Source organism: Streptococcus sp. k-90 (genome assembly GCF_013277565.1).
GTDB lineage: Bacteria > Bacillota > Bacilli > Lactobacillales > Streptococcaceae > Streptococcus.
Genome location: NZ_VMNE01000010.1, coordinates 40,019 through 56,386 on the forward strand (window position 1 = coordinate 40,019; position 16,368 = coordinate 56,386).

Below are 16,368 nucleotides of genomic sequence, written 5' to 3' on the forward strand. Positions count from 1 at the left end.
AGAATGGTTTGCTTTTTATTATCCTAGAGACTGATGATTAAACAAGGCATGAGTTGCTTGGTGGATGTATTTTGCTGTATCCGCATTGTTCATGGTGTAGAGATGCACACCTGCAACATCCTGAGTTACCAAGTCCACGATTTGGTCCACTGCATAGGCAAGTCCTGCTACTCTGAGCGACTCAGGGTCATGATCATACTTGTCTAAGATGGCTTTAAATTTGCGTGGAAGATGGATATTCTCACAAGTCTTCAAGAGGCGGAGAGCCTGATTTCGATTCAGAATTGGCATAATCCCTGCATGAATGGGAACATCAATCCCAGCTAAGATACACTTGTCTTGGAAATCATAGAAGCGCTCATTGTCAAAGAAAAGCTGAGTTACAAGGCTCGAGCAGCCTGCATCCACTTTCTTCTTGAGATTTTGGATATCTGAAATCTGATTTGGCGAATCTGGATGCCCTTCTGGATAGCAAGCTCCAATAATATCAAAGTGAGGGGCTTGTTCCTTAATGAACTCAATCAAGTCGGTTGCGTAGCGAAAATCTTTCTGTGGCTCTACATCTGGAATGATATCCCCACGAAGAGCCAAGATTTTCTGCACCCCAACCTTGTCCAAGTCAGCAATGGTTTCAGCAACCTTGTCCTTGGTCAAATAGATGGCTGGCAAGTGAGCAATAGTCGGAATCGCTAAGTCATTTTGGATAAAGTCGGCCAAACGGACCGTCGTTTCCTTGATATTAAATTTATTATTGCTGGCAGTCACACTGATAAAGTGGGGAGCCAACTCCTGCATATCTTGAAGAGCAGAAATAATGTTATCATTACCCACTGCTGGGTTTGGAGGGAACACTTCAAATGAGAGTGACGGTGTTTGGCGTGACATAGTCTTATCCTTTTCTAGTTGATTTTTTTCGTTAGCTGGATTCCTAGAATCCAAGTGAAACAGGTAGATTGACCAAACAGCGCTTCTTGAGAAATCCTATCTTACAATTTCTCACGCGCAGCTTTAGCTGCTTCAACAAGGCGGATCAAGCTTTCTTTTGTTTCTGGAATACCACGTGTTTTCAAACCACAGTCTGGGTTAATCCAAACTTTCTTGCTTGGCACTTTAGCAAGGATGGCTTCGATTGTATTGTCGATTTCGCCTTCATTAGGCACACGAGGTGAGTGGATATCGTAAACCCCAGGTCCCACTTCTGTTTGGAAGTTTTTCGCTTTGAGTTCGTCCAAGATTTCAAGGTTTGAACGGCTAGCTTCAAAGGAAATAACATCTGCATCCATGTTGTCGATAGCTGGGATGATATCTGTAAATTCTGAATAACACATGTGAGTGTGGATTTGTGTGTCTGGCGCTACTGTTGAGTGTACCAAGCGGAAGGCAGGAATTGCCCAGTCAAGGTAGTCTTCGTACCAGTCGCTACGACGAAGTGGCAATTTTTCACGAAGAGCAGCCTCGTCGATTTGGATGATTTTCACACCAGCAGCTTCAAGGTCAAGCACTTCATCCTTGATAGCAAGGGCGATTTGAAGAGTAGAATCCTTGATAGAGATGTCTTCACGTGGGAATGACCAGTTGAGGATGGTAACAGGTCCAGTCAACATCCCTTTAACAGGTTTGTTTGTACGGCTTTGTGCATAGCTAGACCATTTAACAGTAATAGGATTAAGACGAGTGACATCACCCCAAATGATTGGTGGTTTCACCCCACGCATACCGTATGACTGTACCCAACCATTTTTAGAGAAGAGGTAACCTGACAAGTTTTGACCGAAATACTCAACCATGTCATTACGCTCAAACTCACCATGAACAAGGACATCAAAGTCGATATCTTCTTGCCATTTGATCCATTCGTCAATTGTTTCAGCAAGGAAAGCGTCGTACTCTTCTTGAGACAATTCACCTTTACGGTAAGCCAAACGTTTGGCACGAACTTCTTTAGTTTGAGGGAATGAACCGATAGTTGTTGTTGGAAGAGCTGGAAGTTTGAAAGCTTCTTCTTGGATAGCTTCACGTTCTGCAAAGGCTGGCAAACGAGTGTAGTCAGCGTCCGTCAATCCAGCGATACGCGCACGAAGTTCTGCATTTTCACCCACACGCTCAGTCGCAAAGAGTGCTTTGTTGGCTGCAAGTGCTTCTTCACCTTGACCATTGCGGATAGCATCCAAATCACGAATCTCATCCAATTTTTCAACTGCAAAGGCAAAGTGGTTCAAGATAGCTGGTTCAAATTCTTCATTAGCTGTTGTAAATGGCACATGAAGAAGTGAGCATGAGCTTGTCAAGACAATGTTTTCAGCTGGAATTTGCTCAAGAACAGCCAAGCTCTTTTCGTAATTGTTGCGCCAGATGTTTTTACCATTGACAATACCTGCATAAAGAGTCTTGTCAGCTGGGAAACCACCTTTAACCAATTCAAGAGTTTTCTTACCTTCAACGAAGTCAAGACCGATAGCATCTACTGGCAAGTTTACAAGGTCAGCGTAGACATCACGAACGTCTCCGAAGTAAGTTTGAAGCAAGACTTCAAGACCTTTTTTGTCAGCCAAAAGTTTGTTGTAGAGGTTCAAGAAGAGAGCTTTTTCTTCAGCTGTCAAGTCTTTGACAAGAGCCGCTTCGTCCAATTGAATACGAGTTGCACCAAATTCAGCCAATTTTGCAAAAACATCTTGGTAAGCAGCCACTAAGCTGTCTACGAAGTCTTCTGCTTTCACGCCTTCTTCAAAGTCTGACAATTGAAGGAAAGTGAATGGACCTACAAGAACAGGACGAGTGTTCAATCCAAGTTCTTTTGCTTCTTGGAACTCATCGAAAATCTTGTGTCCAGCCAATTTTACTTGAGTGTCTTTTTCAAATTTAGGAACGATATAGTGGTAGTTAGTGTTGAACCATTTCTTCATTGGAAGGGCGCGAACATCCCCTTTTTCTCCTTGGTAACCACGTCCCAAAGCGAAGTAACGCTCAAGATCAGACAAGTCCAAATTTTGAACTGAAGCAGGTACCACGTTGAAAAGGAAGGCTGCATCTAGGAAGTTGTCATAGTGAGAAAAGTCATTTGATGGGATTTCAGTGATGCCTTTTTCTTTTACAATGTTCCAGTGTTTAGCACGCAAGTCTTTTGCTGCTGCCAAGAGTTCTTCTTCTGAGATTTCTTTTCTAAAGTATTTTTCAGTTGTAAATTTTAATTCGCGGAATTCGCCCAAACGAGGGAAACCGATGATTGTAGTTGACATGATGTGTCCTCCAAAATTTGTTGTTGAAACTATCTTAACAGAAAAGAAAGCGTCTGTATAATTGTAAAAAATTAGGCTTTGATATAGTTTGAAACTATATCTCTGTTTTAGACAAAAGAAAAAGACTTGAGACAAATGCCTCAAATCCTTTGTGTAGCTTGTTTTATAGCTTTATTCCAGTTAGACGATTCAAACGCGTTATTAGTAATTCTTATAAGTGACTATGACTTGTTATTAGAAAAGACTATAATACTCTTCGAAAATCAAATTCAAACCGCGTCAACGTCGCCTTGCCGTACTCAAGTACAGCCTGCGGCTAGTTTCCTAGTTTGCTCTTTGATTTTCATTGAGTATGAGTCTACTCTAATCAACTCTTTTCCTGTTCGAGTGGGACAACTACTAGTGTCTTTCCTAAACTGGCTAAGACTTTTAAGACTGTATCCAACTGAGGGCTAGTCTTGCCTGTTTCCATCCTAGCTATGACAGGCTGGCTCACTCCACTAAGTTCTTCTAACTTTTTCTGACTGATTCCTTGTTCGTGTCTGGCCTCAATCAACTCACTCATGATAGCCACTCGCATATCACTTTCAAGAATTTCCTCCTTGGTAAAAAGGTCAGAGCGGACATCCTTCCAGTTACTTCCAATAGCACTATTCTTCATCACTTAACCCTCTTTCTTTTAAGTCCTTCAGTTCACGCTTGGCTTTTTTAAAATTATAACTTAAAAGTTATTAAAAGTAAATCTGAACACTCATAAAAAGAAGACCTTAGAAAAACTCTAAAGGTCTCATCTTTATTATTCGAAAAAATTACGAAAAGAGTTATAAAATGCTGATAATCCTTACGTTTACTTCAGCTCAATCCCCTTCTCTCGGAGATTAGCCAGACACTCCTCATAGTAGGCATCGTCATGTTCGCTATATATTGGACTAGTCAACTTCTCCTCTGCTAAATCTTCATAGAGAGGGCAAGTCTTGCCACGGTAGTTCTTGTCCAGCCACTCTAGACTGACATTGTAGTCACGGTCAGCCATCTCCTCCATGATCAAACGATGATAGGCATAGAGACGATAAGGTGAGTGGGTAAAGACATAGTCAACCGTCGCATGCTTTCTGCCCCAGCCATTGCCACGCAGGGCGCAGCACTCTCGATGTTGCCCCAAAAGTTGAGGACGAGGAAGCTGTGAAATCAAAGCCTCATGCCAAAGTCTCATGACAATCTCCTTTCAATAAAGTCGAATGTTGCAAGTAGGTATTTGGATATCGTTCAAGCAAGTCTCGAGTCTTAGTGATCAAGTCTTCCTTAGAAGCCTGACCAAAGCGATAGCGATCCAGCAAGAGCATGTAGTCCTTGCGCTCAGCATCTGTCGCTTTCTTTTTAAAATAGCCCCAAATATGCTGAAAGGCATTGCAGACCTGACCCCTATGTTCTGGGATTTGACAGGCACGGTCAATCATCTCTTGTACCTGACTCACCTCCACCTCTTCATCCTTGAGATACTGACGAACCTCACTGTAAATATTGCTAGAATGGCTCAAAACGAGGTATTTATTTCTAGCCCAGAGTTGCTGGCAAAGGGCACGTTGGTTGTTATTTTCCATATTTCTCCTTACTTTCTACTAGTTCCCTGGAAATATGGAAACAAAGTTATATCTTAAAAATGAGCGGAATATGAGCGAAAAAAGAAATAATAATTACTAACCGTGTGAAACTTTTTTCATCTTCTACAACTTTCCATAGATTCAAGAAACAAAGTAATAATTTTCTTTTAGTTCTCGGAAACGGTCAAAACCGAGAATACCCTCATTTTGTAATCTGCCTAAAACGACGCTTGGATGAATATCTATCTCCTCAGAAAAGCGAAGAATGTCTGACTTATCAAAGTTTCCTTTTTTGACAAAAGTCTGGTAATCTTCTGGACTAATCAAGAAATCTTTTGCAAACTGGTCTGCCTGTTCCTCAGAACGACGGTAAGATTCGCTATTTCCATCATCAGATGAAAAATCATTCTCTAGAATATGTCCTATCTCATGAAAAAGTGAGAACCAGAAAATATCGGATGCTTTGTTTCGATCTGTGAGTAAAAGCAAGGCACTGCCATTACTAAATTTTTTAGTCGCTCCATTCAGATTGGCATTTGGTAAGGCAGGTAGACCGACTAGGACAACCCCACACTCTAACAAAATATCAGACAAGCGTTGAGGAAATTCTTCTGGGTCTTGTCTGGTCAACTTTCTCAAAGCAGGTAAGCTTCTCTCAAGCTTTCTACGATTGAGCTTAGTGCTCGTTATATCACGTGCTTTTTTAGACGCCAACTCCAACATAATATTGGAGTTCACTATACTTTTAGTCGTGAACTTACGCGTATTTCGATAGCTGACTAGATGATTAAAAGATGTAAGATTTTCTAAACTTGCCACACCTAGAATCTTGCGAAGCTCGACAATCTTTTCCTTCAAACTATAGCGTTTGTCTGGAACGTAGCCTTCTTCCTTAAAATACTTGAAATCAATCAGCTCACAGATTTCTTTCTCGCTACCTTCTTCAAGCTCTCTTTCCTCTGCAATCTCAGCTACTTTTACATCATAAGCGTTTTGAAGATTGAGCCAGGTTTGCATGGAAACTCCGCTTAGCTTGGCTAACTTATGAGCCGTTTCTTTACTGATGGACTCCTCAGCATTGACGAGCTTGCTGACAGTCTTTGCTGAAACCCCCAAACGCTCCGCAAATTCCTTCTGCGTTACGTTATAATCTTCGATTAACTCACTGACATACTGACCTGGATGAAAAGCAATCAGGTCTTTGTATTCAACAATTTTATTACTCATAGTGATTGCTGACCTCCTCTATTTTTAGGATTTCAATTTCAATAGGACTAGGAAATACCTTTTCTAGATCCTCCTCACGAAAACCCACAATCAAGCGATAGGAACTCCTTCGACCATCTATATCTAAAGCAAACTGCCCCTGTCTCTTTCCCTTGAGTTGGTGAAAGTGATGTTTAGGAAAAGCGGTCACACTGGCCAAAGAATCCGCCGCTTCCAAAAAGTTGATCAAGAGATGCAACTTTACAGCAACCTTATCCGAAAAATCCTTTTTCGCTCTCCTCAGCTCTGTGCACTGCTTTTCAACAGTTTTATTTGTATAGATAAGCTTCATATGTCCCTTTCTGTTCATTTTAAATTACCATTTAGGTAATTTAATTATAACATCTTTAGAAAATAAAAACCAGCCAAAAGTTAACTTGACTGGGATTTCAAATCTGATAGATGTATCTAACTATTTCCCCATCACCCTTTAAACTCTTTCAAAAACTCTTCGAGTTCAGCATCGGATTCTGGTGTGGTTCCGTAGAGTTGACCGAGCATTTCAAGCAAAGAAGCGGTTTGGTTTTGGATTGCTTGATTGGTCGTGTTAATCTTGCTGACGATATCTGTTAGTGGTTCGACTTCTTCTTCCTCGAAGGTATCTACGTAACGAGGGATATTGAGGTTATAGTCATTTTCAACGATTTCTTCATAACTTGCCAGATGGGCAAACTTATCAATCTCCTCATGTGACTTGTAGGCTCCCAGAATCTTCTCGATATGAATATCCGTCATGATATTCTGGTTTTTCCCCTTATCAAACTCCTTAGAAGCATCGATAAAGTAGACATCACGATTGGTACGATTCTTTTTGAGAATGATAACCGTGGTCGGAATGCTGGTATTAAAGAAGATATTGGCAGGAAGACCAATAACCGTGTCAATAGCCCCTTCTTCTAACAAGGCCTTACGAATGGTTCCCTCCGCATTTCCTCGGAAAAGAACACCGTGGGGAAGGACGATAGCCATAATTCCATTATCCTGCTTGAGATGGTAGTAACCATGCAAGAGAAAGGCAAAGTCAGCCTTGGACTGGGGCGCTAGTTTCCCAAAAGGAGAGAAACGAGGATCCGCCATAAAGCCAGAGCTAGCAGACCACTTGGCAGAGTAGGGTGGGTTCATGAGAACCCCGTCAAAGTTGGTCGGCTCTTGAGTCGGCCAGTCTTCGTCTAGTGTATCGGCATTGTGGAGAAATTGATTCTCAACAGGAACACCGTGTAGAATCATGTTCATCCGAGCCAAGTTATAGGTCGAAGTATTGAGTTCCTGACCAAAGTAGACCACTGTCTGCGGTTTATGAGAGTATTTCTTGGCATTGAGCAAGAGAGAGCCAGACCCCATAGTCGCATCATAGATGGTAAAGCCTAGCTGGTCCTCACGATCCAAAAAGGCAATCTGAGTCATGAGTTTGGCAACAGGCTGAGGCGTATAGAACTCACCAGCCTTCTTACCCGAGTCAGTCGCAAACTGACCAATCAGATACTCATAAGCATCCCCCAGCATATCACCCGCATGACCAGCCACATCCAGCACAGCCAACTCCTTCATGACCGCCGCCACCGTTTGGTTTTGCTTTTGCGGAGTCGCCCCTAGCTTTTTGGAATAGAGGTCAATATCTTCAAAGAGATTTTCATAGAGTTCATCACTCTGCTCGATATCACGAAAACCTTGAGCCAAATCTTCCAGCTGGAAAGTTCCCTCATTGACACGTGCTACAAGAGCCGTAAAAGTCAACTCAGGCTTGATACTATAGTTGAGTTCGTCCTTCATGACTGCAAGAAGATCCTCGTGGGTATCCGCATCCTCATAGTAGTTACGATAAACCTCAAGGGCAGCCTCTAGACTCTCACTCCCCTCCTCCATAGTCTCCGCCACAAAAAAGAGCATCTTATCTGACAGATACTTGTAAAAGACCATACCCAAGAGATAGGACTTGTAGTCATTAGCATCCATCTTAGAGCGGAGAACATCCGCTGAGTTCCACAGGGCTTGGTAGAGCGACTGGGAAGTTTGTGTTGTTTCCATAGTGTTTCTTTCTAAAGTTTTAATTAATCATGATTTATTTAGTTTATCAATCTTTTCTTCAAATACAAATCCATTTGACTTCATTTGATTTAATCTTTCCCGAATATTTAAAATTACTGTCTTTTCATAGCTAACGTAGTCATGTGGTGGAGCAAACATATATCTTCCTGTCCAAAGAATATATTTCTTATTTTCAGGAATAATATCAAATCCATCAAAGCCATATTCATTCGATAGAATAGACTGAAATATCCAGAATGATAGAAACTCTACATCGTTGAGATGATTTATAGAATTCCATATACTGCTATCCCAGTTATCAAATCTGCTAAATTTTTCTACTGAAGCTAAATAAGTCAACAGAAGAAAATCTTTTCTACGATACTTTGTAAAGGTTTGACAACCAATATCCAAATCATGAAAATAGCATCCTAAATCATGGAAGCTCAATACTCTATGCTTTTCTAAAAAATATATAATCTCAGATCGATCTAAACCTGCAGGTTTTAAAATATTTTCCCACATTTCAACAATTTTAGAAATCACATCTTTTGTTAGGGGATAATTTCTTTCATACGGAGGCACTATCTCATTATACTTTTCTTGTACAATAAGAGTCATAGAGGGACTATTTTTAAACTTCATAGATTCATTAATAACAATATTTAGTAAACTTTTTTTCTGAATATCAGAAAAATCTGCAAATTGATTATTCAAATATTGATAAAAATCAGTTTTTTGATCCGAATCTATTAACTCTTGTATAAATTTATCTGACTGTTCCACGAATAAGGTATCTAATTCATCTTTTGTACGATTCATAGGCACTTCATAAAGAAAATATTCTATACTATTCTTATTAAAACTTAGTGGATATTGCTCATTATCAACTTTTTGGATTTCAGATAACAGCTCTTTTATTGTGTGGCCTTTACGGAGAAAATCTTCTAGCTTTGTTTTCTCATTCTCTTCTATAACTATTTGTATATTGTTGAGCATTTTCTTATAGAGTTCTGGATAAAATAAGTAAGCATAGATAATTAACAACTGTTGTTCCACTTGAACACGACCAAATTTCCTTCTTGTAAAAAATTCTTTATTTACATAATCATTAAAATGTTCCCTATCACGTAAATTTCTCTGGTCACTTTTAACTCTTTTTTTAAAACTCTCTGATAAATAAACGCCAAACTTTTTTTCTAATAAATGAAAATAACTATCCCAAATATTTGAAGAATGTAGTACAAAAGGTAACTCAACTTGTCTATCAATTATCTTTGATAGATAGTTATCCCCTCTCTTATAAAGTAGTGTCATATCACCAACAAAAATAATAGGTAGCTTTCCATTTATCAAACTAAAAAGTTTATAACAGTCTTCTTGTTGCTTTTCCAGCATTCTATCAAAATCATCAATAACTAAAATCTTAGAAAATTTATGTAGTCTAGTTAATAAGAAGCTATACAACTCATCAGATTTATATTTAAAAACATTCCAAACTGCAACTCCTAAAGATACCAATCCTCCAATTTTCAGAATCACTGATTTCTCAGAACCAAAATACTCACCCAATCCTAAATCCACAACATTAGTCATCAAAATAGAAACCATTACTAGGACAACAATACTTAACCTCATCAAAACTAAGTAAAAAAATGGGTGGAGTTTTGAAAATGTTACTTCAATCATTGAACGATTATCTGTTAATCTCCAAAAATCCATAGTAATTAGTTTTATCTTTTTATTCTTATTTACATCCTGTAAAAATGTTGATTTCCCTGAGCCCCAGTTTCCATTAAGAAAATATGTTTTATCTTCTTGCAGTAGTTCAGCAAAATTTTTTGCTGCTGTTGAGGTATCGATTTTCTCTAGTTTTATATAATTCTTTTCCATTTTGATTTACCTAAATAAACATATCCTGCAAGAGTTTCTTTTTCAGAGTCTCAAGCTGAGTAATTTTTTCTTGGTAAGAGTTGATGAGGTTATCGAGATTTGAGAAATATGAGCCGATGGCTTGTTGTTCTTGAATATTAGAAGGTACTAATACTTTAATCTTAGAAAACTCTTTTTTTGTAATATGAGGTTGTGCAGAACCAACTTGATTTACTTTCATAAAATTACTAATCAAGTTTCCGCGTAAAACAGCTAAAATATATTCTGGATCTATTTTATCACCTAGTAAAGGTCTTAAAATCAGCATAGCTGAATTTATCCTAACGGAACTATATCTTTTTTGGATATTTTCATCATAATATGCTACATTTCCAAGGGTTCCTCTACTAGTTAGAATAAAGTCTCCTGAGATTAACTTACCGTTTCTTAATTCTTTATCTTTCTCTTCTGAAATAAATTTTGTTGTACTAAAATCTAATCCTGTCTTTTTTACATTCCTAGTGTCCAAGAATAAGGTATGCCCAAAACTAGAGAAGTCACTTTCTCCTGGATAACTTTTACCTCTATCTCCATCTATTATTTGGAAAATATCTGCCATCTTTACGCATTCCCACTCACCTTCAAATCCATCCAAACGAATCTTAGGAACAGTATCTCCAGCTTTAGGAAACATCTTAGAGAGCATAGTCGCCTTGAGAGATTGGTAGTTGGCAAGATTGTCCTTGTAGCTATCTAGAAGGTCGTCGAGGGTGCGGAAGAGGGAGCCGATGGCGGATTGTTCTTCATATGAGGGATAATATAACTTAACCGCCTTCAAGTCAGAATTATGTAAATGAACAACTGATTTACCTTGTGCACGTTTAGATAATTCTCTCTGTTGTGAACCATTTGATAGTGTGATTGCAATAAATGAAGGATCTAGATTCTCATGAGGTTTTACAATATTTATATCTCCTCCTAAAATCACCCCTCCATCAGTAACACATGATGCTCTAGAAATCTCAGCTGCACTTTCTCCAGAAGCTGGAATAATTACCTCTCCTCCTTCACTTATAACTGAATTCTTCTCCATGTTAGCATAGGTATCAATATTGCTAATTACAGACTCATACTTTGTATAAAGACGACCATACAAAATGATTGGAGTTCCCTGAGGTTGTATAGCTTTCTTAGAGTATCCTCTCCCCTTTGAGAATTCTGCAACTTCTGACAATTGATTTTGAAACCAAGGTTCTGAAAATGCTCTAAATCTTACTATCGGTATTTTTTCTTTTCGAGTCGACATATACTCTCCTTCTATTTACGTCCAGAAATTTGCTTTTTACAGTTATCAAATCTGCATCATCCTTTGTCATCATCCCTAATAACTTTAAATTTCAAATCGGATTCTTCATATTTTTGCTTTAAAATTTTCTCAGCCATTTTCTCTGGAGAAACTAACCTAAATGTAGTTTCGGTTATATACTTTGTTAAATAAGTCCTTAACTCATCACATTTTTCAGTTAGTTGAGATTTTTTCATAAAATCTTCAGCTACTTTTTTATAATCTTCAAAATTCTTCACTCGATTTATTTTTTTGTGATAGTCTACAAATATTGCAACTTCCTTACGAACCTCTTCTTTTAACCTAGATAATTCGATATCATCTTGTATAACCAGAGTTAGCAATAATAAATCTCTTAATTTTATAATTGAATTATATTTAGGAAGCAAATAATCTGAATATAATAAAGGAAAAATTTTTTCAAACTCAATATCTTCATCTGATTCTACTTCTTTAGAGATCATCTTTACGAATTCAAATATTGCATCTGCAAATAAATTTTTAGCAATTCTTAAATCGCTCAATATCTCATATGAACGCTCTGCTCGCTCAATTGTATATTGTAAGAAAATACGTTCTCTTTCGTTCTCTTCTTGTTTTTCAAAAAATTCTCGTTGTAACTTATGTTCATCTTGTAGCTGTTTAAGTTGCTGCTTATTTTGAAGCTTTGCAACATACACTGCTACACCAGCACCTAGTAAAGCCCCTATCATAGAACTAATAAACTGAGAATTAAGAAATGTAATTATAAAATCCATTGATTGTAATTCCCCCTAAATATAAAGTATTAATAATAATATTATTGCAAGTTACATACTATTCAAATATTATTTAATCCAAAAGAACTTCTCTCATCCCATCAATATCATCACTTTTAACGAAGACTACATTTTTATTACCAGTTAATTCTACAAGTTTATCTTTTCCTAGTATGATAGCTAAATTCTTAACAATAGACCGTTTAGCAGGCTCATTATAGTATGTAAAAATAAATCGATAATTGTAAGTATAGTGACTTGTTAAAGTAAAACAATTTTGAAAAATTTCCTTGTCTAGTGGGTCAACTGAATGTCCAAAAACAATAATATTTTTTTTCTTTAATCCGCCGTATAAATCTTCCGCACGTCTTGGCTTAAGAAAGTCTAAATATTCACTACCAGTTTCTTTTACAATTCTTTGATAATATTTTTGATAAGGTATCAAGCTGCTATTAACATCAATTTCTTTATCTTCTATTCCGAAAACCATTGTATTAATTTCCGATTTTTGTCTACTTAAATCAATTTCACCATGTATAAAATGTGTCTTTTCTAAAGAAATATTATAAAGTTTATTTGGTGTGTGTGTATAATTGAAACTAATTACATAAGACTCTGAAATATCAGTTATAGCATCCAATGCAGTTTCTACTGGGGATATTTGATTAATTTCAAAATCTATGTAATCTCTATAAGATAAATAAATCTCTAAAAGATTTGTCAATAACTCTAAATGATTAATAAAAAACTCATTTAATTTCGATATTGCTATTCTTCTTTCTAGTGTATCCCAACCAAAAATAGTGAACTTTTCATAAAATATTTCAGCCACAAACATTTTTGACGCAAAATTTTCTTGAGAAACTATTTCTTCACGAAACTTATCAACATAAACTACTCTTAAGGCATTTTTACCACTAAGATATATCGAATCAGGGTTCAATCTATAAAAATCGATTGCTTCAGCAAGTTGTGAAATCATTCTTTCCAGATTTGACCAATTTTCTCCAAGAATAGATTTATTCTCGTTTATAAACCTAAGGAATAAATTATCTTTATATTTTTCAATATCAATATTATTACTATTAAGAAATAACTGCAGATCGTCTTCTTTTTCTAAAAATAAATTGCTAGCAAATTCTACGAAATCACTATAACTCGTTTTTCGTCCCATGGACAAATCAAATCCATTTCCTAAAATTAATATTGTATCTGCCATTTTTCCTCCAAAGTTTTACTATCTTCCAACCCTCAACGGCTCAATGACTTCCTCTACCAGCTGGGTATAGGCTTCCTTAATTTGTTTTTTATAGAGGAGAGGATTGAGGGCATCCGCCACCTCTAGTTTATAGTCCTGATAGCGCTGGCTCTTGGTCAGCTGGCTTTCTCCTAGTTGTTTTTTAGCTCCCTTACGGTAATGTTCGACATAGTAACGGAGTTCATCTTCGCCGACATACCATCGTTTGCTAAAGACTTGGATGTGTTGCTGGATGACAGCCTCAATCATCTGATCCAAGATATTTGCGATAGACTGACCACGATAGCTTTCTGGATGTTCTTGAACTTCTCTCCACAGTTCAGTGATGATCTGAGCAAGATTTGGATTGGTCTTCTCAAGACTCTGAATATAGTTATCCACGGCTTCCCTATCTTGAGTGCTTAGGTTCTTTTCTTGACTTTGACCTTGTTCAATCAGGCTTTGGATCAAGGTTAGAATATAGGCATAGTTGATTTCGTCTACTTGGATAGACTCCAGTTCATAGTGGATATCAAGTGGTTCACCATCGTCATCATTCTCTACTCGGCTTTTTAATTCTGCAAGAACATTTCGATAAAGTCCCAGATACCTTTCCAACTTTTCTCCATCAAGTCCCGTCTGACTGTAAAGTTCTTCCTCATCATACTCTTTGTACACTCGGATAGAGGCTAGGTATTTATCAAAGGCTTGATAGGTTTTAGCTAGTTTCCTCAACTCAGGCGTAGAGATTTGTTCGATTTGGAGTCCTTCCTCAGGATCATCGATGATGAGATTTTGGAAATCACTGCAACTCCTCAAGAAGTTTCTCTTTTCCTCTTCCCAACTCGGAGCTAGGACCTCGTTTTCTCCACCATTTGAGTAGAGCTTGAGGGCATTATCCACTGCTTCCTTAAAGGCTAGGGGCTTTTGAAAGGTGATGATATGACCATAGGTCTTACTAGAATCAAAGATCCGATTTGTTCGGCTAAAAGCCTGAATCAAGTCCTGCGGTTGCATAGGCTTGCGGTCAATAAAGAGAGTCGATAGACAAGGGGCATCAAATCCTGTTAAGAGACGATTGACCACGATGACTAAGTCCAACTGCTCCTTGCGATAGAGGTATTTGTCCTGCTTTCGAGCTAGGCGGTTATTTACATCCGTATTAAAGCCACGCAGATCCGCCATGGTAAAATGGGTATCAAATTCTTGGTTGTAGTCCTCTAAGACTTGCTTCATGTGGTCTTGGTTGGCTCTTGAGTCTTCTTCATTTTCTGTGACCGAGTAGGTGATGGTCGCCTTTGGAAAGTCTGGAAGAACCTGCTTAACCCTCTCCGATACCTTGACTCTCGTCTCCCCAGCCTTGACCCGTTTGAGGAGGTCATAGTAGGCTTGGGCTTGAGGGATTGACTTGACGGTCAGGATGGCATTGTAGGTCTTACCCACTCCTTTTTGGAAGCCTAGCTGTTGACGGGATTTATTGATAATGGCATCCAAGACTTCCAGCATATGCTCCTCATCCTCGTAGACAGTATCTGGTATGTCATTTTCGGATTTATCCGTGATGAGGGTATTGCGATAATCCACCTTAAAGCCTAAAACTGCTCCGTCATGGATAGCTTCCTTGACTGTATACTCATGGAGACGGTCACCGTACTGTTGCTGGGTGGTTTGGGCTAGATCGCCGACTTGCTGGCGTTTATTTTCCTTAAAGATAGGTGTGCCTGTAAAACCATACCAGAGAGACTGTGGGAAAAAGGCCTTAATGTCTTTTTGTGTTTGTGGCGTAACAGCGCGGTGGCATTCATCCACGACAAAGGCCACTCGGAGACCCTTGATTTTGTCCGCATCTCGCTGGTAAAGACCTTGTTCAAACTTACGCATCATGGTGGTAATTTTCTGGATGGTCGTTACCACCACACGCTTATCATTACTTCCTAGTCGCTTGACCAAATCATGGGTATTATCCGTCTCATCAATATCAATGACATCATTGGTCGCATAGGAGAGAAATGACGAAGTGGTCTGTTGGTCCAAGTCTCTGCGGTCAACGACAAAAATCGTCTTTTGGATGGATGGAATCTGGAGGAGATTTCGAGCTACCTTATAGGAGGTCAAGGTCTTCCCTGAACCTGTCGTGTGCCAGACATAGCCAGACTCCTGACGGCGAGATGCTTTCTGTACCGCTTCGATAGCATGAATCTGATAGGGGCGCAGAAGGATAAGAGCCTTCTTGCTATCATCAATGACCGAGTATTGCATGACCATCTGATGAGCACGCGGGATAGAAAGGACTTCGTGGGCAAAACTGGTCAAGCTCGTTATAGGTTGGTTGTCCTTATCCACCCACTTGGTTAGAAATTGCTTGTTGAGTTTATTTTCTCTGGCTGCAGCGATATAGCGTGTGTCTACTTTATTGGTCACAACAAACATCTGTAAGCTAGAGTAAATACCACGGAACTTACCTTCGCGGTCATATTTTTTAATTTGATGAAAGGCATCTAAAAAAGCAACTCGGGGACTTTTAAGCTCGATTTGAATCATGGGAAGGCCATTGATCAAGAGGGTCACATCCAGCCTACGGTCTTGATCCTGAGGATTTACCTTGTCTCTCTCGACTTGATTGACAACTTCATAACTAGACTTGCCAGCTGCGATATTGTCTCTCCAGATGACGGATAAACGGATAGTACCCAAACTAGCATCTTCTCTTTGAACCTCAACCTTGGCAATGCCATTTTCGCCGACCAACCACTTGGCCGCATCATAGTAGCTAACAAAGTTCAGTTGATTCTTTATCTGGCGTTTTTCCTGTTCTGTCAGGGGATAATCTGCCAATAGCGCCACATTGTTCTGGGCTAGCTTTTCAAAGAAGTTTTCCCATAATTGCTCTTCTGTTTTAAGGTCTTCTCTGTAAGTCCATTGACTTTCCCCAGTTACCAGTTGGCTAATCAGTTGTTTTTCTATCTCCAGTTCTGGTTTTACCTGTATCATACTCTCTCCTTTGCTACTTGTCTGCTCCCTTTATTAT

Annotated in this window: 13 protein-coding genes; all 13 read right to left on the reverse strand. The window is 38.6% G+C overall.

The annotated features are described in order from the left end of the window. Window positions 1-18: 18 nt before the first annotated feature. Window positions 19-885: a methylenetetrahydrofolate reductase [NAD(P)H] gene (gene metF, locus HT734_RS03780; RefSeq protein WP_061759506.1), complete on the reverse strand. Its 867-nt coding sequence runs from the start codon at window positions 883-885 to the stop codon at window positions 19-21. Between the two features lie 101 nt (window positions 886-986). Continuing rightward, the gene (gene metE, locus HT734_RS03785) at window positions 987-3,236 is read right to left on the reverse strand and encodes a 5-methyltetrahydropteroyltriglutamate--homocysteine S-methyltransferase (RefSeq protein WP_061759507.1); all 2,250 of its coding nucleotides are present in this window, start codon (window positions 3,234-3,236) and stop codon (window positions 987-989) included. A 367-nt stretch (window positions 3,237-3,603) separates the two neighbouring features. Then, a complete protein-coding gene (locus tag HT734_RS03790) occupies window positions 3,604-3,897 on the reverse strand; it encodes a helix-turn-helix transcriptional regulator (protein ID WP_061759508.1) in 294 nt (97 codons plus the stop codon). A gap of 186 nt (window positions 3,898-4,083) precedes the next feature. Further along, window positions 4,084-4,449, reverse strand: a complete 366-nt coding sequence (locus HT734_RS03795) for a TIGR02328 family protein (RefSeq protein WP_061759509.1) — start codon at window positions 4,447-4,449, stop codon at window positions 4,084-4,086. Then, window positions 4,433-4,837, reverse strand: coding sequence for a YbgA family protein (locus HT734_RS03800; RefSeq protein ID WP_061759510.1), 405 nt, complete (start codon window positions 4,835-4,837; stop codon window positions 4,433-4,435). Before HT734_RS03800 ends, HT734_RS03795 begins: the two co-directional genes overlap by 17 nt. 141 nt (window positions 4,838-4,978) lie before the next feature. Continuing rightward, on the reverse strand, window positions 4,979-6,064 hold the full coding sequence (locus HT734_RS03805; RefSeq protein WP_061759511.1) for a HigA family addiction module antitoxin: 1,086 nt from the start codon (window positions 6,062-6,064) through the stop codon (window positions 4,979-4,981). Beyond that, on the reverse strand, window positions 6,057-6,395 hold the full coding sequence (locus HT734_RS03810; protein ID WP_061759512.1) for a type II toxin-antitoxin system RelE/ParE family toxin: 339 nt from the start codon (window positions 6,393-6,395) through the stop codon (window positions 6,057-6,059). The genes HT734_RS03805 and HT734_RS03810 overlap by 8 nt, the downstream gene beginning before the upstream one ends. 131 nt (window positions 6,396-6,526) lie before the next feature. After that, window positions 6,527-8,128 (reverse strand): type I restriction-modification system subunit M, encoded by a 1,602-nt coding sequence (locus tag HT734_RS03815; RefSeq protein WP_061759513.1) that lies wholly within the window; start codon window positions 8,126-8,128, stop codon window positions 6,527-6,529. A gap of 27 nt (window positions 8,129-8,155) precedes the next feature. Beyond that, window positions 8,156-10,021, reverse strand: a complete 1,866-nt coding sequence (locus tag HT734_RS03820; RefSeq protein ID WP_061759514.1) for a P-loop NTPase fold protein — start codon at window positions 10,019-10,021, stop codon at window positions 8,156-8,158. A gap of 10 nt (window positions 10,022-10,031) precedes the next feature. Next, the gene (locus HT734_RS03825) at window positions 10,032-11,306 is read right to left on the reverse strand and encodes a restriction endonuclease subunit S (protein WP_061759515.1); all 1,275 of its coding nucleotides are present in this window, start codon (window positions 11,304-11,306) and stop codon (window positions 10,032-10,034) included. A 56-nt stretch (window positions 11,307-11,362) separates the two neighbouring features. Continuing rightward, entirely contained in the window at window positions 11,363-12,103 is a 741-nt protein-coding gene (locus tag HT734_RS03830; RefSeq protein ID WP_061759516.1) for a hypothetical protein, read from the reverse strand. A gap of 73 nt (window positions 12,104-12,176) precedes the next feature. Further along, a complete protein-coding gene (locus HT734_RS03835; RefSeq protein WP_061759517.1) occupies window positions 12,177-13,322 on the reverse strand; it encodes an AbiH family protein in 1,146 nt (381 codons plus the stop codon). Between the two features lie 18 nt (window positions 13,323-13,340). After that, window positions 13,341-16,331, reverse strand: a complete 2,991-nt coding sequence (locus HT734_RS03840) for a type I restriction endonuclease subunit R (protein WP_061759518.1) — start codon at window positions 16,329-16,331, stop codon at window positions 13,341-13,343. Between the last annotated feature and the right edge of the window lie 37 nt (window positions 16,332-16,368).